We start from the raw sequence: 24,401 nt of genomic DNA on the forward strand, positions 1-24,401 counted from the left end.
GTGTGTGACGCGTGCTCTGCGGTGAACAGCGCCACCGTTCTCCCTCAACACGCGACGGCTGCTGCCTCATCCGTTACTCGGGTCACTCCCGGCACGGTGCGTCCGCCCGCCTGCGGATCAGCGCGTCCACCCCGTCCAGCACGCACTCCAGGCCGAAGATGAAGTCCTGGGCCGGGCTGTCGGGTTGGAACATGATGTCCGAGTCCAGTACCCGGGCGACCGACGGGTAGCGGGCCGGGTCCGCGAGGCGGCGGAGCGTGGTGGTGTAGTTGGTCATGACCTGGTGCGCCGACGCGCCGCTCGCCGTGATCGCGGTCTCCAGGTCGGCCGACAGCATCGCCTCGTGCCGTACGAAACTGTTGACCAGCAGGATCACCGACAGTCTGGTGCCGTCGTCCAGGCCGGTACCGTCCAGGGCTGTTATGCCCTGTTCCCACCACGCGACCGTGTTGGGCGTCGCGGGCGGGCCCGTGACGGGGATGTGGACCGACCACAGGTGGCGGTGGTACGCCTCCCGTTGCGCCCATGCCCACCGGCTCAGGGCCTCGCGCCACCCCGTGCCCGGCGCCGGCGGGTCCGGGGGTGCGCCGATGGCGGCCTCCTGCATCAGGAGGTACAGCTCGTCCTTGGCGCCGACGTACCGGTAGAGCGACATGGTCGAGGCGCCCAGCTCCTTGGCGACCCGTCCCATCGAGACCGCGCCCAGGCCCTCCGCCGCGGCGACGGCGACCGCCGCTTCGACGATCTTCTCCAGGCTGAGGCCCGGCTTCGGGCCCTTTCCCGGGCGTTCGCGCAGTCCCCAGGCGGCCTCGATGCCCGCGGGCAGCCCCGCGTCACCGTTCTTGCCCGTCATCGCGTCATCGCCCCGCTCCTCTCGACGCCTGTGTTCCGAACCGTGCTCCACAGCCGCGCTTGCCCGGTCTCACCTGTCTTGCTTGACGCTCATCCTATTAATGCGTAAGCCTTACGCTGTAGCGCGTATGGGATACGCAGTAGTCGTGGGCCGTGCTGTCGCGCTGCGTACGGCGGCACTGGCACGGCATAAGGAGGGGGCATGAGTCCGCACACGGTCGCCGACGGCCTGGCCATCGAGGCCACCGGCCTCGAAAAGGCTTACGGAAAACCAGACAGAAGGCTTCTCGGCAAAGCCGGGAAGGGGAGGGGCGGAGGCAACGGGGAGGTGGAGGCCGGGGAGCGGGCGACCGTCCGGGCGGCCGGTCAGACGGCCGGGCAGGAAGCTGGGCAGGGCGCTGGTCGGGCGGCCGGTCGGGGCGCTGGGCAGGCGGCCGGACAGACGTCCCGGCGCACGACCGTCCTGTGCGGGATCGACCTGCGCGTGTCCCGCGGGACCGTCTTCGCCCTCCTCGGCCCCAACGGCGCGGGCAAGACCACGGCCGTACGCATCCTCGCCACGCTCACCACCGCCGACCGCGGCACCGCCCGCGTCGCCGGCCACGACGTCGTCACCGAACGGCGCCGGGTGCGCCGGGCCATCAGCCTGACCGGGCAGTTCGCGGCGGTCGACGAGAAACAGACCGGCGAGGAGAACCTCCGGATGATGGCCCGCCTCAGCGGCCTCTCGCGCGCGGACGCCAAGCGCCGGGCCGCCGAACTCCTCGACACCTTCCAGCTCACCGCCGCCTCCCGCCGCCTGGCCGGCACGTACTCCGGCGGCATGCGCCGCCGCCTCGACCTCGCCGCCGGGCTGGTCGGCGAGCCGGAGGTCGTCTTCCTGGACGAACCGACGACCGGGCTCGATCCGCGCAGCCGGCAGGAGCTGTGGCAGGTCGTACGGGGGCTCTCCGCGCGGGGCGTCACCGTCTTCCTCACCACCCAGTACCTGGAGGAGGCCGATCAGCTGGCGGACCGGATCGCCGTGCTCGACCGCGGCAGGCTGGTCGCCGAGGGCACCGCCGACGAGCTGAAGACCCGGGTCGCGGGCCACCGCCTCGATCTCGTACTGGCCGACGAGGCCGCCTACCGCCGCCTCGCACCCCGGGCCGTCCACCACAGCGCCGAGACCCTGACCGTCGGGCTCCCGACCGACGGCACAGCCGCCGAGGTACGGGCCCTGCTGGACGAGGTCGACCCGCACCGCACGGACGTGACCCGCTTCACCCTCCACAGCGCCACGCTCGACGACGTCTTCCTCGCACTCACGGGAGGGGCCGGTACGGGAGTGGGCGGTACGGGACAGGCCGCCACGAGCACGAGTGGGAGCGCCGACAGCACCGACACCACCGCCGCCCCCGCCACCACCGCCGACGACGGCAAGGAGGCCGCCCGTGTCTGAGCTTCTCGCCCACTCCACCGCCCTCGCCGGCCGCGGCCTCCGGCTCAGCCGGCGCAACGTCGACGCCGTCATCACCGCGATGCTGCTGCCGGTGATCCTGATGCTGCTCTTCGTCTACTTCTTCGGCGGAGCCATCGACACCGGCACCCGCTACGTGACGTACGTCGTCCCCGGCGTCCTCATCCTCTGCGCCGGTTTCGGCTCCTCCACCACCGCCGTCAGCGTCAGCGACGACATGAAGGGCGGCATCATCGACCGGTTCCGGTCGCTCGACATCGGCGGTGCGCCGGTCCTCGCCGGGCACGTCGCCGCGAGCGTCGTCCGTAACCTCATCTCCACCACGCTCGTGCTCGGCGTCGCCTTCCTGATCGGCTTCCGCCCCGACACGAGCCCCGGGGCCGCCCTCGCGGCGGCGGGTGTTCTGATCGCCTTCATCACGGCCGTGTCCTGGCTCTCGGCCGTGGCCGGTCTGCTGGCCAGGACACCGGAGGCGGCCGGGGGATTCACCTTCTTCGTGATGTTCCTGCCGTACCCGAGCAGCGCGTTCGTCCCGATCGACACCATGCCGAGCTGGCTGCACGGCTTCGCCGAGCACCAGCCGGTCACGCCCGTGATCGAGTCCCTGCGCGGACTGCTCCTCGGCCAGTCCGTGGGCTCGGCGCCGTGGATCGCCCTCGGCTGGTGCGCCGGGCTGCTGGTGGTGTCACTGGCGCTGTCGGGGGTGCTGTTCCGGCGGCGTACGGCCTGACGTGTCCGTGCCGTACGGCTTCGGCCCGCCGCCCGCCTGCCCGCCCGTCAGAAAATGTCCGGGCACCACGGGCGGCGGGCCGTGCGGAACAACGTGTCCGCGAACGCCGCCGCGCCCGGCCGCTCCTCCGCCAGCGCCCCCAGGGCCGCCAGCCGTACCGCCGACGCGTCGCCCAGGTGCAGCGAAGCCAACTCCCGTACGTCCAGCGTGATGTCGGCGCTTTCGGTGGTCGGCGCGCACGTCGCCGCACACGCGCCGGCACCGGCCGCGTCCGCCGCCGCGGTCTCCAGGCGGAACCGGCCGCCCGCGAGCCCCGCCGCGTCGTGGACCTCCAGCACCAGTGTGCCCGGCACCGCGTACGTGCGCGCCTCCAGTGCCCGTACCGTGTCCAGGATCCGCACCCACAGGAAATCCGCGCTGGTCACCACCCGCGCCGCCCGCGGATCCGGCAGGAATTCCGGCAGCAGGTCGTCCGGCGCCCGGTAGCCCGTCCTGACGGTCGTGATCCAGTCGACCGACCAGACGAACTCCCACAGCGCGCGCTCCGCCGTCGGGTTCAGCGCGATCAGGTTGGCCACCGTCAGGGTGTTCAGCGGCTGCTTGCGGTCGCCCCAGTGTGAATCGGCGGTGTACCGGACGAGGCCCTCCACCTCGCCGGACCCGGCGCGGTACACCGCGAAGTACGGCTCCGTCCGGGGAAAGGGACTCGGCTCCTCGCCCGTCTCCAGCCGCCACCACCGCTCGGGGCGGGAGATCGCTCCGGGCTGGTTCCGCCGGAAGCGGTCGTGCAGGTCGGGCCCGAGCTTGCGTACGTCCGCCGCGTCGACCAGCTCGATCGAGCCGCCGCCCGCCGGTCCCGACCAGCGCGGGTCCCGGCCCGAACGGGGCACGTCGATCTCCCACTCGGTGATCGCGGCGGCGGGCCCGAAGCCGTACCGGCCGTAGATCGGGTACTCGGCCGCGATCAGCGTGGCGACGACGTCGCCGCGCTCCCTGGCCGCGGCCAGGTCGGTGGCCATCATCCGGCTCAGCAGGCCGCGCCTGCGGTGGGTGGCGGTCACGGAGACGTTCGAGATCGCGTCGGCCGCGAGCACCGCACCGCCGGGCACCGTCAGCTCCTGGGCGAAGGAGCGGAAGGTCCCGACGCAGCGCCCGCCGTCGAACGCGCCTTGGGTACGGGCGAGATCGGCGTCGGCGAGCCGGCTCGCCACGACTTCGTCCGAACTCGTGGGCGGGCGCAGGAATCCGGTGTCGAGAGCCCGCGCCCAGTCGGTGAACTCGGACGCGGTGACATGACGGATCTCAAGGCTCATGGGGCTCACGCTAGGCGTGCCCTGCGGGAATGTCGCGTGCTTTTAGCCGCTTCCGGAGCGCCGCCCGGTCCTCCCGAGCGCCGTCCGGCCTTCCCGGTGCGCCGCCGGTCTTCCGACCCGATGTGTGTCCGGCGCGGCGTGAGCGCGTGTACGCCCTCACAGCAGCAGGTCCTCCACCTGCGCCTCGCCCTCACGGTACCGGCGGGCGATCTCGGCCGTGCAGTTGTCGGTCGTGCGCTGCAACTGCTGGCGACGTTTGGACAGTTGCTGTTCGTTGCGGATCAGTCTGCCCATCGCCGCGTTCAGTTCCTCGTCCGTACGCGCGTCCAGGTCCGACAGCTCCACCTCCGCGAGCGTCTCGGCCGCCAGCACCCGGTACTCCTCCCGGCGCGGGGTGGACAGCGTCACGTGGCGCGCCGAGCTGCGGTGCCGCGAAGGGGTGTCGGTCAGGATCTCGGAGAGCCGGTCGACCACCGGGGTCTCGGGCGCGGTACGGCGGGCCAGTTCGGCGCGCAGGATGTCGATGCGGCCCTGGAGCAGCCGGCGCAGGTAGCTCAGGTCGGCCTCGTCGCGCTGGGAGTCCCGGCGCAGCGCGCGCAGTTCCGGCAGGTGCAGCACGGTGACGTCGTACGGCCGGGGCGCGGGCAGCGAGTCGGGGCCGTCGGCCCGCTGGACGGGGGGCCGCGGCCCGCCGCTGCCGCCGTCGGTCTCGGCGCCGCCCCCCGCCGGGCCACTGCCGGTACCGCGGGTCGTGGGACTCCCCCCGGCCGGACGGGGCGTCGTCGGTACGGAACCGGGCGGCTGCCCGGCGCCAGGTGTGCTCATCGCGCGTACTTCCCCTCACTCAGCTGGGAACCCCATCCCTCGGTCCGCTGGGAACCCCACCCTCGACCGGTGCGCGCACGCACCGCCTCCGTGCATCGTGCCACTCATGCCGCCGCATATGCTGCCGGTCTGCACCCGTTCGGACCCGGATAGGTTGGTCTGTATGCGTGCAGTGGTGCAGAGAGTCGACGGCGCGAGCGTCGCCGTCGTGACCGGGTCCGGGACCGAGACGGTGGGGGAGTTCACGGGGGAGGGCCTGTGTGTGCTGGTGGGGGTCACCCACGAGGACACCAAGGAGCAGGCGGCCCGGCTGGCCAGGAAGCTCTGGTCGATACGGATGCTGGAGGGCGAGAAGTCCTGTTCGGAGGTGAACGCCCCGCTCCTGGTCGTCTCCCAGTTCACTCTCTACGGGGACGCCCGCAAGGGCCGCCGCCCCACCTGGAACGCGGCGGCCCCGGGTCCGGTGGCCGAACCGCTGGTGGACGAGGTGGTGGCGTGCCTGCGCGCGCTGGGGGCGCGGGTGGAAACGGGCCGGTTCGGCGCGGACATGCGCCTCACGCTCACCAATCACGGCCCGTTCACCGTTCAACTGGAGATGTGACCGCCCCGCCTTCTCAAGGCTCGACCGCCTTAAGGCTCGACCACGACCTCCTGTGACGCCGCCGTCTCCTCCACGAGGAGCGGCGCGTCCACCGGCACGTTGCGCTTGACCAGTGCCAGCGCGATCGGTCCCAGCTCGTGGTGGCGGGCCGAGGTGGTCACGAAGCCCAGCTGGCGCCCCTCGGCACCGTCCGCCGCGAGCCGCACCGGCGCGCCGTGCCCGGGCAGGTGCACCTCGCTGCCGTCCAGGTGCAGGAAGACCAGCCGGCGCGGCGGTTTCCCCAGGTTGTGGACGCGGGCCACGGTCTCCTGGCCCCGGTAGCAGCCCTTCTGCAGGTGCACGGCGGTGCCGATCAGGCCCAGCTCGTGCGGAATGGTCCGGTGGTCCGTCTCGAAGCGGACCCGGGGCCGGTGGCCCTCCACGCGCAGGGCCTCGTACGCCAGGATCCCGGCGAGCGGGCCGTGCCCGGCGGCGTACGGCTCCAGCTCGGCCCGGGGCAGGAACAGGTCCCGGCCGTGCGCGGTCTCCCGTACGACCACGCCCTCGGGCACCTCGGCGATGGAGCCGGCCGGCAGGTGGACCACCGCGATGTCGTCCGTGCGGTCCGCGATCTCGACCCGGTAGAAGAACTTCATCGACTCCAGGTACGCGATCAGCGCCTCGCGCGTGCCCGGCTCTACGTGCGCCCAGACCGTCTCGCCGTCGTCCACGAGGTAGAGCGCGTGCTCGATGTGGCCGTGCGCGGAGAGGATCAGTGCCTCCGTGGCCTGTCCCACGGGCAGCTCGCTGACGTGCTGGGTGAGCAGCAGATGCAGCCAGCTGAGCCGGTCCTCGCCGGTGACGGTGACGACACCGCGGTGCGAGAGGTCGACCAGCCCCGTGCCGTCGGCGAGGGCGCGCTGTTCCCGGAAGAGGTCGCCGTAGTGCGCCGCGACGCCTTCGTCCACGCCCTCGGCCGGAACGGCTCCGGGCAGGGAGAGCAGAGGGCTGATGGTGGAGTGTCGCTGCTGTGGCTGCATGGTGATCAGCCTACGACTGCTGGGGATTCGCTGTCCGGTGCGCGTCCGCCGCACCGGGCGTGCCCGACGTGTCCGACCCGCCCGGCACGGCTGACCCGCCCGGCACGGCCGACTCGCCCGGCACGGCCGACTCGCCCGACGATCTCAACGTGCACGAACCGCAGCGACCGAAGATCGCGAAGTGCTTCATGTCCGTGTCGAAGCCGAAGTCCGCGCGCAGCTTGGCGGTGAAGTCCGCGGCGACCTCGACGTCCGCCTCGATGACCTCCGTACAGTCCCGGCAGACCAGGTGGAGGTGGTGGTGGCGGTCGGCCAGGTGGTACGTGGGCGCGCCGTGCCCCAGGTGGGCGTGCGAGACGAGGCCCAGTTCCTCCAGGAGCTCCAGCGTCCGGTAGACGGTGGAGATGTTCACCCCGGAGGCCGTTCTGCGCACCTCGCCGAGGATGTCGTCGGGTGTCGCGTGCTCCAGCGTGTCGACGGCTTCGAGGACAAGCTGGCGCTGGGGTGTCAGCCGGTAACCGCGTTGCCGCAGATCGCTCTTCCAGTCGGTGCTCACCACGCCCCCAGTGTAGGCAGGCGCGGCCGGGACGACGGACCGTGTCGGCCGCCTCACTCCCGAGGCTCGCGGCTGTCACCCGCCCCGGCCGTCATTCGACGGAGAGGGCCGTCACCGGACGGACGGGTTCGTCACCGGACGGCCCGGACCGTCACTTGAAGAACGCGATGCCGTCGTCCGGGAGGTCACCGAGGTCCTTGGCCCAGGCCGCGACCTCGTCCGGGGTGACGACCTTCTTCAGGTGCGCCGACATGTACGGGCGCAGCTCGACCTCCGGGGTGGCCTTCTCGCCCACCCACATCAGGTCGCCCTTGACGTACCCGTAGAGCCGCTTGCCACCGCTGTACGGCCCCGAGGCGGCCGTGCGGGCCACGGCGTCCGTCGCCAGGTCGATCTGCGGCTTCTGGTCGGCCAGCTCGCCGTACCAGACCTCCACGACGCCCTGGTCGCGCACCATGACGACCTCGACCTTGCGGTCCTTGTCGATCCGCCAGTAGCCCGCCTCGGACTCGATCGGCCTGACCTTCTTGCCCTCCGCGTCGAGCGCCCAGGTGTGCGAGACGTATTCGACGAAGTCCCGGCCGTCATGGCTGAAGGTGACTTCCTGGCCGAAATTGGCCTTCTCCTCACCGGGGAAGTCGAAGACGCCGACGCCTTCCCAGTTGCCGAGGAGGAAGGCGAGGGGGACGAGGTCCGGGTGCAGGTCGGACGGAATCTCGATCATGAGCAGCTCAAGCGATCTGTCTGTAGGCGTGCGGCGAGTGGTGAGTGGTGGGGGAGCCCGGCGCTAGGGCGTGTTTCGAAAGTCCCGCCTGGCTCGCGACGCCTGGCACGCACGCTCGCTGCGTTGTCGGAGTCGTCCAAGTACGTCCGGTCCATCGACGACGCCGATCCTCCGCCTTGCGATCGCACGCACCAGACGCCGCGAGCCCCGCCCTACGGGCGGACGGCGCTACTTTCGAAACACGCCCTAGCGCTGGCCCTGGTACAGCTTCTTCACGGTCAGGCCGGCGAAGGCGAGCACGCCGACGCAGACGAGGACCAGCAGGGCGGAGAAGAAAGCCTCAAGCACGGGGTGCTCCTCGGTTGAGCGGGTCGATCGGTACGGGCCGGGTACGGCAGGGCCGGCCTCCAGCCTAATGGGTGGTGTTCGGGCGCCCGTCGCGAGCCCTGACGAGGTGCGGTGGCACACGGCCGGTACCGGGCCGGGGACGGGCGTGGACCGCTGCGGACCGGCGCGGATTAGAGTTCGGCGTATGGACTCCTCCGCGAAGAAACTCGTGATCAAGGTGACCGCCGGGGCCGACGCCCCGGAACGCTGCTCCCAGGCGTTCACGGTCGCGGCGGTCGCCGCCGCCAGCGGGGTGGAGGTCTCGCTGTGGCTGACGGGCGAGTCCGCGTGGTTCGCGCTGCCGGGCCGGGCCGCGGAGTTCGAGCTGCCGCACGCGGCGCCGCTGCCGGACCTGATCGAGTCGATCCGGGCGACCGGCCGTATCACGCTGTGCACCCAGTGCGCGGCCAGGCGGGACATCGCGGAAGCGGACGTCCTGGAAGGGGTACGGATCGCCGGGGCGCAGGTGTTCGTGAGCGAGGTCATGGCGGACGGCGTCCAAGCCCTCGTCTACTGACGCGGGCCCGCCGCCCCGCCTGAGCCGGTCTCCGCGTCCGCCGACGTGTTCCCGGTCTCCGGACCACGGCACGCCGCAGTTGACGACGGCCCGCCGGCACTGGCACAGCCCCTCCCGCGACGGCACCCGCGTCTTCACGCTCCGTGCCCGTCCTCGTCGGCCTCGGCCCGGCCGACGGCTCGCGCCCGCCGGCGGACAGGGCCTAACGCCGGTTCTTGTCCTTGCCGTCCAGCTCGTCCCACCACTCGTCGGACTGCGGGTCCCCCGACGGGTCGTCCCACCAGCGGTCGTCCTTGTCGCGCGTGTTGCCGACCATGGCCGCGATCGGCGGGATCACCATGGCGACGACACAGAGGACGACGGCTGCTGGTACCGACCACATCCGTACGAAGGTCCATGCGGAGATGAAGAGGACCAGACATCCGCTCATCAGCAGGAAGTACCGGCGACGGCGTCGCGCGTACATGCTTCCAGCGTAGTACCGCCGGGCCGCGCGGGCGGGAGCGTGAACGGGCGTCGACGGGCGCGGACGGAAGGCACGCGCGAAAGGGCCGCACCCCGATCCCAGTGGCGTCCAACCCGGGGGCGCGGCCCTCTCGTACTGCCTGCGCGGCGTGCGCGGCGTGGCTCAGACCGCGATCGCGACCTCCGAGAGCCCGCCGGTCCGCGCGACGACGGTACGGTCCGCCGTGCCGCCGGGCACGAGAGCGCGCACCGTCCACGTGCCCTCGGCCGCGTAGAAGCGGAACTGTCCGGTCGCCGAGGTCGGGACCTCCGCCGTGAACTCGCCGGTCGAGTCCAGCAGGCGCACGTAGCCGGTGACGGGCTGTCCGTCACGGGTCACGGAACCCTGGATGGTGGTCTCACCGGGCTTGATCGTCGAAGCGTCGGGGCCGCCGGCCTGTGCTCCACACATACTCTTCAGTCCTTCAGGTCGGTCGGGGCTTGCTTATTCGGTGGCGCTTACTTGTTGGCGCCGAGCTCGATCGGCACGCCGACGAGCGAGCCGTACTCGGTCCACGAACCGTCGTAGTTCTTGACGTTCTCGATGCCGAGCAGCTCGTGCAGGACGAACCAGGTCAGCGCCGAGCGCTCACCGATCCGGCAGTAGGCGACGGTGTCCTTGGCCAGGTCGATCCGCTCGGCCTCGTACAGGGCCTTGAGCTCGTCGTCCGACTTGAACGTGCCGTCGTCGTTGGCGTTCTTGGACCACGGGATGTTGCGGGCGGTGGGGATGTGGCCCGGACGCTGCGACTGCTCCTGCGGCAGGTGCGCGGGAGCGAGCAGCTTGCCGCTGAACTCGTCGGGGGACCGCACGTCGACCAGGTTCTTCGTGCCGATCGCGGCGACGGCGTCGTCGCGGAAGGCGCGGATCGAGGTGTCCTGCGGCTTGGCCTTGTACGCGGTGGCGGGGCGCTCCGGGACGGCCTCGACCAGGTCGCGGGAGTCCAGCTCCCACTTCTTGCGGCCGCCGTCGAGGAGCTTGACCGACTCGTGGCCGTACAGCTTGAAGTACCAGTAGGCGTAGGACGCGAACCAGTTGTTGTTGCCGCCGTAGAGGACGACCGTGTCGTCGTTGGCGATGCCCTTGGCCGACAGGAGCTTCTCGAAGCCCTCCTGGTCGACGAAGTCACGCCGGACGGGGTCCTGGAGGTCCTGCTTCCAGTCGATCTTCACGGCGTTCTTGATGTGGTTCTTGTCGTACGCGGAGGTGTCCTCGTCGACCTCGACGACGACCACCTTGGGGTCGTCGATGTGGGCCTCGACCCAGTCGGCGTCTACCAGGACGTCGCTGCGGCTCATGCTGTTCTCCTCCGGGGCAGTGTGCGGCGGGATGCTGCGGGCGGGTGGGGGCGGGCGGTGGCCTCCGGGCACGGGGTGTGGCCCTGTGCGCGGCCCCGCGTACGGGGCGGACGCGGCCCGCCGTGCGGCCCCGAGCCGTGCGGCGTGTGCCGTGGTACGTGCTCGAATTCGAAGGGCCGCGGAATCGGAATGAGGGCCGACGGGGAACGCGGGACGCGTACGGTCCCGCTCAGACGGTGCGACAGAGCATGGCGGCCACGCGGCACAGGTCTACTGCCCGCCGCTTGGTGAGGTCCGCCTGTCCCCGCTGCCGGAGACCGCTGATGAAGCACTGCATGGGTCCGATCGTAGGGACGTCCTGGTCGCCGTGTCACCGGTGCCTCGCATGATGAGACGCCATCGTCCGTTATGCGAGACATGGTCGTCGCCGTACGGGCGGGGCGGGGCGGCGCGCGCCCGGGCGGGCCCGCGTCGGCCGCTGCGCATCTACGGAGCGGACACCGGCGTCTCACGATCCGGCTGCCCGCCGCCGGGGACGCCCCGAACCGCGCCGCGTCCGGGCGGGGGCGGTACGTGCGGCCGGGGACGGTGCGGCCGTGGGCGGTGCGGCCGGGCGGTTCGTCCGCGTCGGCCACCGGGTCCCCGTCGGCGTACGGTTCGTCCGAACCGGGGGCGGTCAGCCCGCCAGGGAGACGTCCGTTCCCGCGCCCGAGAAGCGCAGGCCGTCCTCCGTCGCCGTGACCTGGTCCAGCTTGATGGTGGACGGCAGACCGTCGATCTTGAGGTCGTAGTCGACGGCGTCGCGGATCTGGTCCTCCAGGCCGGGGATCGGCACCGTGGGGAGGTCGGCGGAGCGCAGCCGGACGGTGTCGCCGTTCACCAGCGACACCGTGCTGTACGCGCTCGCCGTTTTGTCTCCGAGCAGCGCCTTGACGGCGTCCGGGACCGAGACGCCCGCGCCTTCCAGGACGTCGGTCAGTCGGCCGGTCAGCTTGACCTGGCCCTTGGCGGCCCGTTCGGCGCCCGCGTAGCCGATGGTGGAGCCCTTCGGCGCGGACTTCGCGAGGTCCGCGTAGGAGATGTGGGCGGAGCCGGTGGCCCGCGCGGCCGTCGCGGCGGAGAAGCTGCTGTTGAACTTGACGTCCTTGAGTTCGGCCTTGACCTCCGTCACCTGGACCGCGTGGCCGTCCGCCGACGCGCTGACGCCGTCGAGGCTGATGTCCACCTCGTCCAGCGAGGTCGCCAGTACCTGGGTGAGGAACGGGAAGCCCTTGATGGAGACCTCGGGGGTCGAGCTCAGGCCCTGACTCGACTTGACGCGGTCGGCGATCTCGCCCTCGACGAAGTTCACCGCCGCGCGGTCGGCGGCGGTGAACAGGCCGCCCAGGATCACGACGAGTATCAGCAGTATTCGCAGTGCGCGCATGGACCGGTGTCTCCCGTGGTGGTTCCTGGTCTTGGGCCGTCGGGCCGTCGGGCTGTTGGGCCGTTTCGTTCCTGGCTGTTCGTTTTCCGCGGATGTCCGAAGTGGATCGACCGTGAGCGTACGCCGACTGGAACCGCTTGTACCGGAAAGACCGACGTTCGCCGGGGACGTACGGTTCCCGGCGAACGTGTGGGCGTCCGCCGGGCTCGTCGGACCGGGCCCGTCAGATCAGCGCCCGCCCCAGCAGGTAGACGGCGGGCGCGGCGGCCGTGAGCGGCAGGGCGACCCCGGCGGTCATGTGGACGAAGCGGGACGGGTAGTCGTAACTCGCCGCCCGCAGCCCGGTCAGCGCACACACCCCGGCGCCGAGCCCGAGCAGCGCGCCCCCGGCGCCCAGGGCGGTCTGTCCGCCGACCGCGATCCCCGCCCCGGCCGCGGCCAGCAGCGCGGCCACGAGGGAGACGACGCCCGGCAGCGGCAGCGCACGGGCCACCGTCGCGGCGGTGACGGCGATCGCGCCGACGCCCACCGCCGCCGGCGAGGCGGCGAGGTGGCCCGCCGCGAGGATCGTGAGCGCGGCCGACGAGACGGTGGCCATCAGGCCCTCCATCCGCTCGTCGGCGCCCGCGCGGCTGCGCAGCTGCAGGACGACGGTGAGCAGCACCCAGACACCGAGCGTGCCGGTGAGCGCGGCGACCGCGTTGCCCTCGCCCGCCGCCAGCAGGGCGACATCGGCGGTGATCCCGCCGAGGAAGGCGAGCGCGATGCCCTGCCGGGCCGGCCACATGCCGTTCAGCCGGAACCAGCCGGCCGCCGTGACCGCCTGGAGCAGGACGACCGGGACGAGCAGCGCGTACTGACCGAGGGCCGCGCCGCCGGCCATCAGCAGGCCGAGCACGGCGGTCAGCCCGGCCGGCTGGATGCCCGGCGGGATGATCGGGGAACGGCCCTCGGCCCGGGCGCGCTGGGCGTCGGTGAGACGGGGGCTGCCCAGGGTGGTGGGGGTCCCGTAACCGGAGGTGCCGAGGGGCGCGCCGGGCTCCGGAGCGGAGGCGCCGGCGGCCCCGGTGGTACGGGCGGGCCCGGCAGGGGCGGCGCCCGGTGTCTCCGGCGGCAGTGGGCGGGCGTACGGGTTCTGCGTCGGCAGGTACGCGGTGTCCGCGGCGGCGGACGCGGAGACGGGCGCCGAGGCGGAAGACGCGTAAGACGCCGAAGCGCTGGAGGCGGACGGGGCGGCCTGCTGTGGGTGCGCGGGTGCCTGGTGCGGGTACGCGGGCGCCTGCGGCTGCGACTGGAGTTGCTGTTGCTGTTGCTGGGCGGGCGCGTTCGCCTGCCATCCCACGTGCGGCTGGTACCGCGTGTCCCAGGTCTGGCCTTCCCAGGTCTGCGCGGAGCCCTGGTCCTGACCGCCGGCCGCCTGCCCCGGCTCGGCCCAGCCCTGGGGAGCACCGAACTGCCCCTGCGGCTGCCCCTGTCCCTGGCCCTGCCGGCCCTGGCCCTGCGCGTCGTGCCGCTGCCCGTACGGATCGGGGTCGCCGTACCGGTCGTACGGGTACTGCTGGTCGTCGCTCATGTCTGTGGGGTCACCCTCCTGCGAACGGCGGGAGCACCTCGACCGTGCCGCCCTCGGCAAGCCGTACGGTCTCATGCCCGCGGGTCCCCACGGGGTCACCGTCGACGAGAAAGGAACATCTCAGCAGTACGCGGACCAGCTCGCCCGGGTGCCTGCGCCGCGCGTCGGCGAGAGCGTCGGCCAGGGTCTCCGCCGCGTACGGCTCCTCCGCCACACCCGCGGCGGCCTTGGCCGCGGCCCAGTAGCGGATCGTGCCCGCCGCCATGGCGCAACTCCTTTCGTCGGCCTCCATCATGGCCGACGCCCGCGGCGGCACGGCGCCGGGCCCGTGGCCGACGGCCCCCGGGGCTCCTGCCCGGAGCGCCCCGGCCAGGAGGTTCGGCGGCCGTCCGGGCCAGGAGACCTCGGCGTCTCATTCGCCCCGGGCCCCGGCCCCCGGGGCCCACCGGTCAGCGCCACGGCGGTCCCGCCGGGCCGGGCGCGGGCGGCGCCACCAGCCAGGCCGCCAGCCGCGTGAGCAGGTCCTCGTCCGCCGCGTTCTCCGCGTGGCCCATCCCGCGCTCCAGCCACAGCTCCGCCGGCGGGCCGCTCCCGCCGTTCCGCGCCGCCGCCGCTGCCGCCGCGAGCATGCGCGGATGGTCCAGCGGGAAGTACGGGTCCCGGTCGCCGTGCACGATCAGCAGGGGCGTCGGGGCGATCAGCGGTACCGACTCGACGGGGGAGAGCGGCACCGGGTCCCAGTCCCGGTGGTGGATGCGCGTGCGCAGCCCGTACCGGCCGACCAGCCGTCCCACGGGCCGGGTCGCCACCCAGTGCAGGCGCCGCATCGGAGCCGTACCCCGGTAGTACCAACGGGCCGGGGCGCTGACGGCGGCCACCGCGTCGGTACGTGCGTCGCGGGCGTCGCCCGCATCGCGGGCATCGGTACTGGCATCGGCACGACCGGGGGGCCGCGCGTCGGTCCGGGCCGCGGGCCGTGCATCGGTGCGCCCCCCGTGCACCGCCGCGTGCCGCAGGACCACCGAGCCGCCCATCGAGAAGCCGACGGTCACCACGCGCGCGTGCCCGAGTGCGCGGGCCCATTCGACGGCGGACGCCAGATCGAGCACCTCGCGGTCACCGAGTGTGGAGCGGCCACCCGAACGGCCGTGTCCGCGGAACGAGAAGGTGATCACCGCCGCGTGCCGCCGGAAAACACCGGCCGCACGCCGTACGGCCGGCTTGTCGGCCGAACCGGTGAAACCGTGGGCGAGCACGATCGCGGTCCCGCCGGCCCGCTCGTCGGGCACCGGTGCGGCGGCCGGTGCGGCGGCCGGTGCGGAGACCTGTACGACGGCCGGTCCGGCAGCCGGGAAGTCCCGCCGGAAACCCGCCGTACACGGCTCGTACACCGCCTCGATGCCCACACCGTCGGCCGTTCTGAGCCATGCGCGCCGGGCGACCGACGGCCCGCGCGGGCCCGGCGGGAGCGATCGTTCGCGGGATCGACCCTCTGTCTCGGCGCACATCTGGGTTATTCTGCTGTGAAGAGGATCCGGGCGACGCAGCCACCGGGTCCTTTTGTGTTTCCGGTCTGTTGTTACAGACAGATGACGTGACACAGAAAGCAGTGCCGCATACGTCCTCGCAGGGACCGAGGAGGAACCGACGTAATGGGCAAGCGAACCGTGTACGACCACATCAGCAACATCTCCGCCACGGCGATCGAGGCAGGTGGGCGGCGATGAGTTCTCTGCTGCTCCTGACGAACGCCCTCCAGCCCTCGACGGAGGTGCTGCCGGCCCTCGGGCTGCTGCTCCACAATGTCCGGGTGGCTCCGGCCGAAGGGCCCGCTCTCGTCGACACCCCCGGTGCCGATGTCATCCTGATCGACGGCCGGCGTGACCTGCCCCAGGTGCGGTCGCTGTGCCAGCTGCTGCGCTCCACCGGCCCCGGCTGTCCGCTGGTCCTCGTCGTGACGGAGGGCGGCCTCGCCGCCGTCACCGCCGACTGGGGCATCGACGACGTGCTGCTCGACACGGCCGGTCCGGCCGAGGTCGAGGCGCGGCTGCGGCTGGCGATGGGCCGCCAGCAGATCTCGACCGACGACTCCCCGATGGAGATCCGCAACGGTGACCTGTCGGTGGACGAGGCGACGTACAGCGCGAAGCTGAAGGGGCGGGTCCTGGACCTGACCTTCAAGGAGTTCGAGCTGCTCAAATACCTCGCCCAGCACCCGGGCCGGGTCTTCACCCGCGCCCAGCTCCTCCAGGAGGTCTGGGGGTACGACTACTTCGGCGGTACGCGGACGGTGGACGTCCACGTACGGCGGCTGCGCGCCAAGCTGGGCCCCGAGCACGAGTCGCTGATCGGGACCGTACGGAACGTGGGATACCGCTTCGTCGCCCCGGAGAAGGTCGAGCGCGAGGCGAGCGAGGTGAAGGCGCAGGCCGCCGCGGCCGGAAAGGCCGGAACGGCGGGCACGGCCGGTACGGCGCCGGGGGCCACGGGCGGGGCGACGAACGCTCCGCACCTGGCCGAGACGGGACCGGGTGGACCGAAGAGCAGGTGACGGCGTGACGGCGGCGGGCGCGGCGGGCTGACCGAAAGGCCCCTGAAACCCCCTATGAGGTGCGTGGACCGGCTTTCCCCGGGGTTGCCCCGGGGCGTCCGGTGGCGTCTTGTGGCGTCCGGGGGGGCTCCCCGGGCCCGCGGGGCCGGTCCCGGCCGCGCCGCCGGTCCCGCCGCGCACGAGAACCTTCGGAACGGCCTGCCGGGACGCAGGTCACCCCGCGTAGACTGCCGCGCGTGGCCAAGGTGACGCGGGACGATGTGGCACGACTGGCGGGTACGTCGACCGCGGTCGTCAGCTATGTCATCAACAACGGACCCAGGCCGGTCGCCCCGGCCACGCGCGAGCGGGTGGTCGCCGCGATCAAGGAACTGGGCTACCGGCCCGACCGGGTCGCCCAGGCGATGGCCTCACGGCGGACCGACCTCATAGGGATGGTCGTGCCGGACGCCCGGCAGCCGTTCTTCGCGGAGATGGCCCACGCGGTCGAACAGGCCGCGGCCGAGCGCGGCAAGATGGTCCTCGTCGGCAACTCCGACTACCGGGACGAGCGCGAGGTCCACTACCTGAGGGCGTTCCTCGGGATGCGGGTCTCCGGACTGATCCTGGTCAGCCAGGGACCGAGCGAGCGCGCGGCGGCCGAGATCGAGGCGTGGGACGCCCGGGTGGTGCTGCTGCACGAGCGGCCCGAGGCGATCGACGACGTGGCGGTGGTCACGGACGACATCGGCGGTGCCCAGCTCGCCACCCGCCATCTGCTGGAGCACGGCCATCCGTACGTGGCCTGCCTCGGCGGCGTCGAGTCCACCCCGTCCGTGGGCGACCCGGTGACCGACCACGTCGAGGGCTGGCGGCGGGCGATGCTGGAGTCCGGGCGCTCGGTGGAGGGGCGGCTGTTCCAGGCCCCGTACAACCGCTACGACGCCTACCGGGTCGCGCTGGACCTGCTGGCGGGCCCCGACCGGCCCCCGGCGATCTTCTGCTCCACGGACGACCAGGCGATCGGGGTGCTGCGGGCGGCCCGCGAGCTGCGGCTGGACGTCCCCGGCGAACTGGCGGTGGCGGGCTTCGACGACGTCAAGGAGGCGGGCCTCACCGATCCGACGCTGACGACGGTCTCCTCCGACCGGCCGGCGATGGCGCGGGCGGCGGTGGACCTGGTGCTGGACGAGGGGCTCCGGGTGGCGGGATCGCGGCGGGAACGGGTGAAGCAGTTCCCGTCGGCGCTGATCGTGCGGCGTTCGTGCGGGTGCGAGTAGCCCGGCGGGCCACGTCCTCGTCCCGTCGCGCCACGTCTTTATATCGGGCATACGAGCTTCTGTCGGGCTTCTCAGGACCTCCTCAGCCTGTTCTCATCTACGGCGCCGACAGTCATACACATGACCGACCACGACCGCCGCCACGGCGCTGAAGGCAGCGATGAGCAGCACCCCGGCCAGGGGTTCCGGAGTCAGGGCCCGGCGTACCCGCCGCCGCCCCCGTACGGTCCGTCCTTCCACCAGGACCAGACACAGGGGGAGCCGTGGGGCCCGGCTCACGACCAGGCCCACGACCAGTTCCACGACCAGTTCCACGGGCAGGCATACGCTCGGGCCGCGGCGCAGGCGCAGGCACCGGCGCCCGCGCCCCGGGCCAAGCGGCCCGTCGCACTGCTCGCGGCCGTGGCGATAGTCGCAGCGATGATCGGTGGCGGCACGGCGGCGTTCGTCGGCCGGTACACGGACGGCGGCGCGAGCGGCGGCACCGCGACGGTCAGCGGGACGACCGTCGCGCAGAGCAGCAAGGGCACCGTCGCCGGGGTCGCCCAGGCGGTCTCCCCGGCCATCGTCGAGATCGGCGCGACGTCCGACAGCGGTCAGGCCACCGGTTCCGGCGTGATCATCACCTCGGACGGTGAGATCGTCACCAACAACCACGTCGTCGCGGGCGCCTCCGCCGTCAAGGTCCGGCTGAGCGACGGCAGGACGTACACCGCGCGGACCGTCGGCACGGACCCCGACAAGGACCTCGCGCTCATCAGGCTCGACGGGGCGAGCGGTCTCAAGGCGGCCTCGCTCGGCGACTCCGACCAGGTCAAGGTCGGTGACGAGGTGGTGGCGATCGGTTCGCCCGAGGGCCTGACCGGCACGGTCACCAGCGGCATCATCTCCGCGCTCGACCGCGACGTCACCGTGGCCAAGGACCAGGGCCAGGGGCAGCAGCGACAGCAGCAGGGCGGGGGCGGCTGGCCGTTCGAGTTCGGCGGGCAGGAGTTCAACGGCGACACCGGCTCCTCGAAGACCACGTACAAGGCGCTGCAGACCGACGCCTCGCTCAACCCGGGCAACTCCGGGGGTGCCCTGATCAATATGAGCGGCCAGATCATCGGCATCAACTCCGCGATGTACGCGCCCAGTTCCTCGGCCGCGGGCGGCGAATCCGGCGCGGGCAGCGTCGGTCTGGGCTTCGCGATCCCGGTCAACACCGTCAAGGCGGACCTCGACAACCTGCGCGGCGGCGGCAGCGGCGGCTGACGGGCACGTACGGGAGGCAGGCGCGGAAGGCACGAACGGGGGGCACGTACGGAAAGCAGGAGCGAACACCATGACCGGTACCGAGAACAGCGGCGGCACCCACCCCGTGGGCCCCGCCGACCTGGCGCTGCCGCTCGCCCTCGTCCATGATCTCGTCCAGGCCGCCGCACACGGGCCGGGCGCGGCCGGGAGGCGCGGCGGACGCCGTCGCTCCCGGCGCGTGCGACGCTGAGAGCAACCGCGCGTTCCTCGGCCCCGACCGACGAGAACCCGAGAGCCGACGAGAACCGACGAGAACCGACGAGAACGGACGAGGTGGACAGCGAGATGAGTCCCGCCGAAGGCGATCCCCAGCGGATTCTGATCGTCGACGACGAGCCCGCCGTGCGCGAGGCCCTGCGGCGGAGCCTCGCCTTCGACGGGTACGGGACCGCCGTCGCCGTCGACGGGATCGACGCGCTCACCAAGGCCGAGACCTACGCCCCGGACCTGATCGTCCTGGACATCCAGATGCCGAGGATGGACGGGCTGACCGCCGCCCGCCGGCTGCGGGCCTCCGGGTCCAAGGTGCCCATCCTGATGCTGACCGCCCGCGACACCGTCGGCGACCGGGTCACGGGCCTGGACGCGGGCGCGGACGACTACCTGGTCAAACCCTTCGAGCTGGACGAACTGTTCGCGCGGATCCGCGCGCTGCTGCGGCGCAGTTCGTACGCCTCGCCCGTCGCGGGCGACGGGCAGGCGGACGACGTGCTCGCCTTCGCCGACCTGCGGATGGACCTCACGACGCGCGAGGTCATGCGCGGCAACCGGCGGGTGGAGCTGACCCGTACGGAGTTCACGCTGCTGGAGATGTTCCTCGCGCATCCGCGTCAGGTGCTGACCAGGGAGCAGATCCTGAAAGCCGTCTGGGGTTTCGACTTCGAACCGAGCTCCAACTCCCTCGACGTGTACGTGATGTACCTGCGCCGGAAGACCGAGAGCGGCGGGGAGCCGCGACTCGTCCACACGGTCCGGGGTGTGGGCTACGCCCTGCGCGCGGACGGTACGGCGGGCACGGCGGGCACGGCGGGTCCGGCGGGCGCGGGCACGGGCGGTCCGGCGTGACCGGTCCCGTCAACCGGTTCCGGGCCCTGCCCCTGCGCTCCCGGCTCGCGCTGCTGGTCGCCGCCGCGGTGGCGATCGCGGTCGCGACGGCGGCCGTCGCCTGCTGGCTGCTGACCCGTACCCAGCTGGAGAGCGAGCTGGACAACTCCCTCCAGAACACGAGCGCGCCCCAGGGCACCGTGGAGCAGGCGATCGACAACTGCCGGCGGGGCGTGAACCCCGCCGATTCCGCCGTGCCCGGCTTCGCCTACATCCAGGTGGTGGACGCGACCGGCAGCCGCTGCGTGGCGACGAGTTCGGAGCCGGTGAAGGTCCAGCCGCAGGACGTCGCGGTCGCTCGGGGCTCCGCGCACGAGAGCCTGCACGACAGCGTGACGGACAACGGCGCCAAGGTCCGGGTGCACACCGAGCCCGTGCCCCTCCAGCCGGGGCTCGCCGTCTCCGTGGCCCGCCCGCTCGGCGAGATCGACACCTCGCTGAACCGGCTCGCCCTGCTGCTCGCCGCCGTCGCCGGCCTCGGGGTCATCGGGGCGGGCGCGGCGGGGCTGTGGATCGCGCGGGCCGGGCTGCGGCCGGTGGACGGCCTGACCCGGGCGGTCGAGCACGTCGCCCAGACCGAGGACCTCACCGTCCGCATCCCCGTGGAGGGCGAGGACGAGATCGCCCGGCTGTCCCGTTCCTTCAACTCGATGACCGCCGCGCTCGCGTCCTCCCGGGACCGGCAGGCCCAGCTGATCGCGGACGCGGGGCACGAGCTGCGGACGCCGCTGACCTCGCTCCGCACGAACATAGAGCTGCTGGCCCGCAGCGAGGAGACCGGCCGGGCGATCCCGGCCGACGACCGCAAGGCGCTCATGGCGTCCGTCACGGCGCAGATGACCGAGCTGGCGGCCCTGATCGGGGACCTCCAGGAGCTGTCCCGCCCGGACGCGGCGGGCCCGGGACCGCTCCAGGTCGTCGCGCTGCACGACATCGTGGGCACCGCGCTGGACCGCGCGCGGCTGCGCGGCCCGGACCTGACGTTCGGTGCCGAGCTGAGCCCCTGGTACGTACGGGCCGAGCCGGCGGCCCTGGAGCGGGCGCTGGTCAACGTCCTCGACAACGCGGTGAAGTTCAGCCCGTCCGGGGGCACCGTCGAGGTGCGCCTGAGCCCGTACGGCGAGCTGACCGTACGCGATCACGGCCCGGGTATCCCGCCCGACGAACTGCCGCACGTCTTCGAACGCTTCTGGCGCTCCCCGACGGCGCGTGCGCTGCCCGGCTCGGGGCTCGGCCTGTCGATCGTGGCGCGTACGGTCCAGTGGTCCGGCGGCGAGATCGCCCTGCGCCCGGCGGAGGGCGGCGGCACGGTCGCGGTGATCCGCATCCCGGGCGCGCCGACACCGCCACCGGGGACGCCGGAGGCGCCGTAGCCGTAACGGCCGGGGCTCAGCCGTTCCCGACGTTCTCGCCGTTCCCGCCGTTCCCGCCGATCTCCAGGGCGGAGCCCACCAGCTCCGCCCTGATGCCCTGCCGCTCCACCCGGATGTCGCGCAGCCGCACGTCGCCCGGGGTCTTCGGCAACTCGAAGGAGAGCGACAGCCGGTCGGACAGCTCCGGGGGCCGGAGGTTCAGCACCGCGTCGACCAGGGCGGGATCGACCCCCGCCTTCTTCATGAGCTGCGGGTTGGCCGCGACCACGTCCACCAGGTTGACGTTCATCAACTGCCGGACGAACCCGGGCCTCCCGGTGAACCGGGCCAGTTCGTCCTCGCTGCGCAGGGCCCGTCGCACCTGTTCCTCCGGCACGCCGAGTGCCCTCACCACGGAGGGCACCTGGAGCATCGCCCGCGCCTGGTCCTTCGACCTCGCGATCGCCGAGGCCGTCTCGGGGGCGAGCCGCAGTCCCGAGTGGGCGCGGTCCTTCCCCGGGCGGTACGTGGCCACGCCGGGGATGTCGAGCCGCATGCCGTCCACGGTGGTGGCCACCGACCGGCCGCCCTCGTTCGCGATGTGCGCCCGCGCGCGCAGGCGAAGGTCGTGGCCCGCGACGGGCAGCGAGCCCGTGATGTGCACGGTGTCCGGACCGGCGTCGGTGAACTTCACCTGGGAGGCGCCGAGTTCGCGGCCCAGGTCGTCGAACGAGAGCAGCACGTCCCCGTCCAGCCGGCCGACGACGGCGCCCTGGAGGGAGTCGGGCAGACTGCCCTCGACGCGGATGTCACGGGCGGTGGCGCGCACCTCGTCCAGCGAGACGCGGCCGGCGGGGACGTCGGGGACGGTGACGTCGACCCGGTCCAGCCGCTTGGCGGCGACCTGGGTGAGGAAGGGGAACCCCTGGATGTCCACGTCCGGCCGGGTGGCGAGGCCGAGCGACTGCTGGAGCTTGTCGGCGGCCTTCCGCTGCGCGTACATCTCGGCGGCCCGGTCGGCGAGCAGCAGGAACGCGGCGCCGACGACGAGCGTCAGCGTCAGCTTCACCGCCAGGGACAGCGAGCCGAAGCGGCTGCGGCCCCGGTGGTCGGGCGGTGACCAGGCGTCCGCCGGGTCGTCGTCGTCCCGGTCGGACGCGATGCCCGGGCCGGTCCCGGCGGGGTCGTGCGCGCGGGCGGGCGTGGCGGCGGGGTCCAGCGGGTCGCGGTCCCGGGAGGCTTCCGCGACGTCGTGGTCGTACTCGGGTGGGGCGAGTCGGGCGAGTTCGTCATAGGGGTTCGGTGCTTGCCGGGGTATGCGTGTGGGGGGTCGCATCAGTTCATCCCACCACGCGTGCCCGGTGCGCACGCAAGCTTCACCGGCGGGATAACAGTGGTTTTGTGTGAATTCGCGCACTGTTCAGGTGTGGTTTCCCACTCCGGGGGCGGCGGAAGGCGCGGCGCGGGGGGCCACCGCCGCCCCGGAGCGGGCGAGTGTCAGCCGTTGTGCTGTCAGCCGTTGTGCCGGATCAGCGACTCGACCAGCCCGGCCCGGGTGGCGGGGAAGTCCAGCGGTACGATCCCCAGCCCGCGCCAGCCGCTCGCCTCGGAGCTGTCGAGCAGGCCGTGCACCTGGGGGTTGAGCCGGTCGGAGTTCCAGCGGGGCGGCAGCAGCGCGGCCGTGCTCACGTAGTTCACGTACAGCTTGCCCGGCTCCCGCACCGCCTTGCGGAACTGGGCCTGGATCTTGGGCCACTTGGCGCCGGGCTCGGCCTGGTAGTCGTCCTGGATGTCGAACAGTCCGGCGTCCCCGTACCGTACGCCGGGCAGTCCGCCGTTGTCGGCGAGCAGGACGACCCGCCCGCGCGCCTGGCCGAGGGTGGGCAGGCCCCCGTCCAGCCGGAAGAGCGAGCGCCAGCCCTTGCCGTCGAGGTAGGTGTCGAAGATCGCCCGGAAGTCGGCGTCACTGACCTCCGAGTACTCCTGCTTGACCCGCATCAGCACGGTCTCGGAGGGGTGGGCCTGGAGGAACGACCGGCAGGCGCCGAGGACGTCGTCGAAGTTCAGGTGCTGGTAGAAGGCGGCGTGGTGGATGGTGAACGCGCCCTCGAACGCCCGGCAGCGTATGTCGAGGAACCGGATGCCGCTGTTCAGCTGGTCGGCTATCCGGGTGTTCTGGCAGGCGACCCAGAGCCCGCCTTCCTGGGCGCCGGAGTTGTGGGTGCCGGGGATGGTCAGCGTCCGCAGGGCGGTGGAGTCGGCGAAGGCGCCCATCCAGTCCTGCGTGCCCAGCGCGCGGGCGGGCGAGGCGACGGCCGGTGCGGCACCGCCGGCGAGGGCGGCGGTGGCGGAGACGGCGAGGGCGCCGGTGAGGAACGCGCGGCGGGAGGGGCGCGTGCGCGGCGGGCGAGGGGGTGTCATATGAGGTGCCTCCGTGGGCTGGTGGGGACAGCGGCCTTGGGAGTATGACCTGAACACGTCACGGAGGGAATGGTCTGTACCGCCGACCCCGCTGACTCCGCTGCGGCGTCGGCTCAGGCGTCGGCTCAGGCGCGGAGGTAGGCCAGCACGGCGAGCACGCGGCGGTGTCCGTGGCCGTCGATGTGGAGTTCCAGCTTCTGGAGGATGCTGCTGACGTGCTTGTTGACCGCCGCCTCGGTGACGAACAGCTCGCGCGCGATGGCCGCGTTGGCCCTGCCCTCGGCCATCAGGGCGAGCACCTCGCGCTCGCGCGGCGTGAGCCGCCGGAGAGGGTCGCGACGGCGGTTGAGGAGCTGCCGGACCACCTCCGGGTCCACGACCGTCGCGCCCGCCGCGACCCGGGCGACCGCGTCGGCGAACTCGCCGACGGCGCTGACGCGGTCCTTGAGCAGATAGCCGACCCCGGTGTCGCGCGCGTTCGGCCGATCATCGGTCGCCCGGACCCGGACGGCGCACCACGATCGTAGCGACGGCACATGGCGGTGAGGTCGCGCGCCGCCGGCACGGACAACGGGCGGGCGCACACGGGACGGACGGGCGGATCCGGTGGACGAGCACATCAAGGGCGCGGCG

Annotated in this window: 26 protein-coding genes and 1 pseudogene; 10 read left to right on the forward strand and 17 right to left on the reverse strand. The window is 72.6% G+C overall.

Translation table 11 applies throughout. The features are described from left to right. Positions 1–82 precede the first annotated feature (82 nt). Complete coding sequence (locus ACU6P3_RS18285; protein WP_447193246.1) at positions 83–853, reverse strand: TetR/AcrR family transcriptional regulator; 771 nt, start codon at positions 851–853, stop codon at positions 83–85. Positions 854–1,054: 201 nt separating this feature from the next. On the opposite strand from ACU6P3_RS18285, the gene ACU6P3_RS18290 reads away from it, so the two are divergent. Together ACU6P3_RS18290 and ACU6P3_RS18295 are read left to right on the forward strand one after the other, a co-directional pair. Beyond that, positions 1,055–2,293 carry an efflux ABC transporter ATPase subunit, DrrA-related gene (locus ACU6P3_RS18290; RefSeq protein ID WP_447193247.1) on the forward strand — a complete coding sequence of 413 codons (1,239 nt, stop codon included), beginning with the start codon at positions 1,055–1,057 and terminating at the stop codon, positions 2,291–2,293. Then, positions 2,286–3,041 carry an ABC transporter permease gene (locus ACU6P3_RS18295; protein WP_344271719.1) on the forward strand — a complete coding sequence of 252 codons (756 nt, stop codon included), beginning with the start codon at positions 2,286–2,288 and terminating at the stop codon, positions 3,039–3,041. Before ACU6P3_RS18290 ends, ACU6P3_RS18295 begins: the two co-directional genes overlap by 8 nt. A gap of 47 nt (positions 3,042–3,088) precedes the next feature. Here the strand turns inward: ACU6P3_RS18295 and ACU6P3_RS18300 are convergent, their stop codons facing one another. Then, the gene (locus ACU6P3_RS18300) at positions 3,089–4,354 is read right to left on the reverse strand and encodes a GNAT family N-acetyltransferase (RefSeq protein WP_447193248.1); all 1,266 of its coding nucleotides are present in this window, start codon (positions 4,352–4,354) and stop codon (positions 3,089–3,091) included. Between the two features lie 156 nt (positions 4,355–4,510). Beyond that, a complete protein-coding gene (locus tag ACU6P3_RS18305) occupies positions 4,511–5,179 on the reverse strand; it encodes an RsiG family protein (protein WP_447193249.1) in 669 nt (222 codons plus the stop codon). Positions 5,180–5,342: 163 nt separating this feature from the next. Between ACU6P3_RS18305 and dtd the strand changes: the two genes are divergently transcribed. Continuing rightward, positions 5,343–5,780, forward strand: coding sequence for a D-aminoacyl-tRNA deacylase (gene dtd, locus ACU6P3_RS18310; protein WP_030756366.1), 438 nt, complete (start codon positions 5,343–5,345; stop codon positions 5,778–5,780). Positions 5,781–5,809: 29 nt separating this feature from the next. Here dtd and ygfZ read toward each other — a convergent pair whose 3' ends face one another. From ygfZ to ACU6P3_RS18325, 3 genes are all read right to left on the reverse strand, one after another. After that, complete coding sequence (gene ygfZ, locus ACU6P3_RS18315) at positions 5,810–6,799, reverse strand: CAF17-like 4Fe-4S cluster assembly/insertion protein YgfZ (RefSeq protein ID WP_447193250.1); 990 nt, start codon at positions 6,797–6,799, stop codon at positions 5,810–5,812. A gap of 10 nt (positions 6,800–6,809) precedes the next feature. After that, positions 6,810–7,358, reverse strand: coding sequence for a Fur family transcriptional regulator (locus tag ACU6P3_RS18320; RefSeq protein WP_447193251.1), 549 nt, complete (start codon positions 7,356–7,358; stop codon positions 6,810–6,812). A 148-nt stretch (positions 7,359–7,506) separates the two neighbouring features. After that, entirely contained in the window at positions 7,507–8,079 is a 573-nt protein-coding gene (locus ACU6P3_RS18325; RefSeq protein ID WP_447193252.1) for a heme-binding beta-barrel domain-containing protein, read from the reverse strand. A 532-nt stretch (positions 8,080–8,611) separates the two neighbouring features. Here ACU6P3_RS18325 and ACU6P3_RS18330 point away from each other — a divergent pair. Beyond that, the gene (locus ACU6P3_RS18330) at positions 8,612–8,983 is read left to right on the forward strand and encodes a DsrE family protein (RefSeq protein ID WP_030756382.1); all 372 of its coding nucleotides are present in this window, start codon (positions 8,612–8,614) and stop codon (positions 8,981–8,983) included. 202 nt (positions 8,984–9,185) lie between these two features. Here the strand turns inward: ACU6P3_RS18330 and ACU6P3_RS18335 are convergent, their stop codons facing one another. The 8 genes from ACU6P3_RS18335 to ACU6P3_RS18370 all read right to left on the reverse strand — a co-directional run bounded on the left by ACU6P3_RS18335 (position 9,186) and on the right by ACU6P3_RS18370 (position 15,293). Continuing rightward, positions 9,186–9,449, reverse strand: coding sequence for a DUF3099 domain-containing protein (locus ACU6P3_RS18335; protein WP_030756384.1), 264 nt, complete (start codon positions 9,447–9,449; stop codon positions 9,186–9,188). A 162-nt stretch (positions 9,450–9,611) separates the two neighbouring features. Then, positions 9,612–9,899, reverse strand: coding sequence for a DUF1416 domain-containing protein (locus tag ACU6P3_RS18340; protein ID WP_030756387.1), 288 nt, complete (start codon positions 9,897–9,899; stop codon positions 9,612–9,614). Positions 9,900–9,946: 47 nt separating this feature from the next. Next, a complete protein-coding gene (locus ACU6P3_RS18345) occupies positions 9,947–10,786 on the reverse strand; it encodes a sulfurtransferase (protein ID WP_344271695.1) in 840 nt (279 codons plus the stop codon). Positions 10,787–11,015: 229 nt separating this feature from the next. Next, the gene (locus ACU6P3_RS18350) at positions 11,016–11,123 is read right to left on the reverse strand and encodes a putative leader peptide (protein ID WP_324604758.1); all 108 of its coding nucleotides are present in this window, start codon (positions 11,121–11,123) and stop codon (positions 11,016–11,018) included. A gap of 339 nt (positions 11,124–11,462) precedes the next feature. Beyond that, complete coding sequence (locus ACU6P3_RS18355) at positions 11,463–12,212, reverse strand: LmeA family phospholipid-binding protein (protein WP_447193253.1); 750 nt, start codon at positions 12,210–12,212, stop codon at positions 11,463–11,465. A 223-nt stretch (positions 12,213–12,435) separates the two neighbouring features. Then, positions 12,436–13,785 carry a hypothetical protein gene (locus tag ACU6P3_RS18360; protein WP_447193254.1) on the reverse strand — a complete coding sequence of 450 codons (1,350 nt, stop codon included), beginning with the start codon at positions 13,783–13,785 and terminating at the stop codon, positions 12,436–12,438. 10 nt (positions 13,786–13,795) lie between these two features. Beyond that, a complete protein-coding gene (locus ACU6P3_RS18365) occupies positions 13,796–14,050 on the reverse strand; it encodes a MoaD/ThiS family protein (RefSeq protein ID WP_030755431.1) in 255 nt (84 codons plus the stop codon). A 184-nt stretch (positions 14,051–14,234) separates the two neighbouring features. Next, positions 14,235–15,293 (reverse strand): alpha/beta hydrolase family protein, encoded by a 1,059-nt coding sequence (locus tag ACU6P3_RS18370; protein WP_447193255.1) that lies wholly within the window; start codon positions 15,291–15,293, stop codon positions 14,235–14,237. A gap of 215 nt (positions 15,294–15,508) precedes the next feature. Between ACU6P3_RS18370 and ACU6P3_RS18375 the strand changes: the two genes are divergently transcribed. The 6 genes from ACU6P3_RS18375 (at position 15,509) to ACU6P3_RS18400 (ending at position 21,368) form a co-directional block, all read left to right on the forward strand. After that, positions 15,509–16,336, forward strand: coding sequence for a response regulator transcription factor (locus ACU6P3_RS18375; RefSeq protein WP_447193256.1), 828 nt, complete (start codon positions 15,509–15,511; stop codon positions 16,334–16,336). Positions 16,337–16,572: 236 nt separating this feature from the next. After that, complete coding sequence (locus ACU6P3_RS18380; RefSeq protein ID WP_344271682.1) at positions 16,573–17,595, forward strand: LacI family DNA-binding transcriptional regulator; 1,023 nt, start codon at positions 16,573–16,575, stop codon at positions 17,593–17,595. 120 nt (positions 17,596–17,715) lie between these two features. Next, positions 17,716–18,849, forward strand: a complete 1,134-nt coding sequence (locus ACU6P3_RS18385) for a S1C family serine protease (RefSeq protein ID WP_447193257.1) — start codon at positions 17,716–17,718, stop codon at positions 18,847–18,849. Positions 18,850–18,919: 70 nt separating this feature from the next. Then, positions 18,920–19,081 (forward strand): hypothetical protein, encoded by a 162-nt coding sequence (locus ACU6P3_RS18390; protein ID WP_447193258.1) that lies wholly within the window; start codon positions 18,920–18,922, stop codon positions 19,079–19,081. Positions 19,082–19,176: 95 nt separating this feature from the next. Then, entirely contained in the window at positions 19,177–19,956 is a 780-nt protein-coding gene (locus tag ACU6P3_RS18395) for a response regulator transcription factor (protein ID WP_447193259.1), read from the forward strand. Next, positions 19,953–21,368: a sensor histidine kinase gene (locus tag ACU6P3_RS18400; protein WP_447193260.1), complete on the forward strand. Its 1,416-nt coding sequence runs from the start codon at positions 19,953–19,955 to the stop codon at positions 21,366–21,368. Before ACU6P3_RS18395 ends, ACU6P3_RS18400 begins: the two co-directional genes overlap by 4 nt. Positions 21,369–21,384: 16 nt before the next feature. On the opposite strand, the gene ACU6P3_RS18405 is transcribed toward ACU6P3_RS18400, so the two are convergent. From ACU6P3_RS18405 to ACU6P3_RS18415, 3 genes and pseudogenes are all read right to left on the reverse strand, one after another. Further along, complete coding sequence (locus ACU6P3_RS18405; RefSeq protein ID WP_447193261.1) at positions 21,385–22,683, reverse strand: LmeA family phospholipid-binding protein; 1,299 nt, start codon at positions 22,681–22,683, stop codon at positions 21,385–21,387. A 176-nt stretch (positions 22,684–22,859) separates the two neighbouring features. Then, positions 22,860–23,768 (reverse strand): phosphatidylinositol-specific phospholipase C, encoded by a 909-nt coding sequence (locus ACU6P3_RS18410; protein WP_447193262.1) that lies wholly within the window; start codon positions 23,766–23,768, stop codon positions 22,860–22,862. A gap of 125 nt (positions 23,769–23,893) precedes the next feature. After that, a pseudogene (locus ACU6P3_RS18415) lies at positions 23,894–24,238 on the reverse strand (response regulator transcription factor); the annotation flags it as partial. Between the last annotated feature and the right edge of the window lie 163 nt (positions 24,239–24,401).

Source organism: Streptomyces hebeiensis (assembly GCF_052983195.1).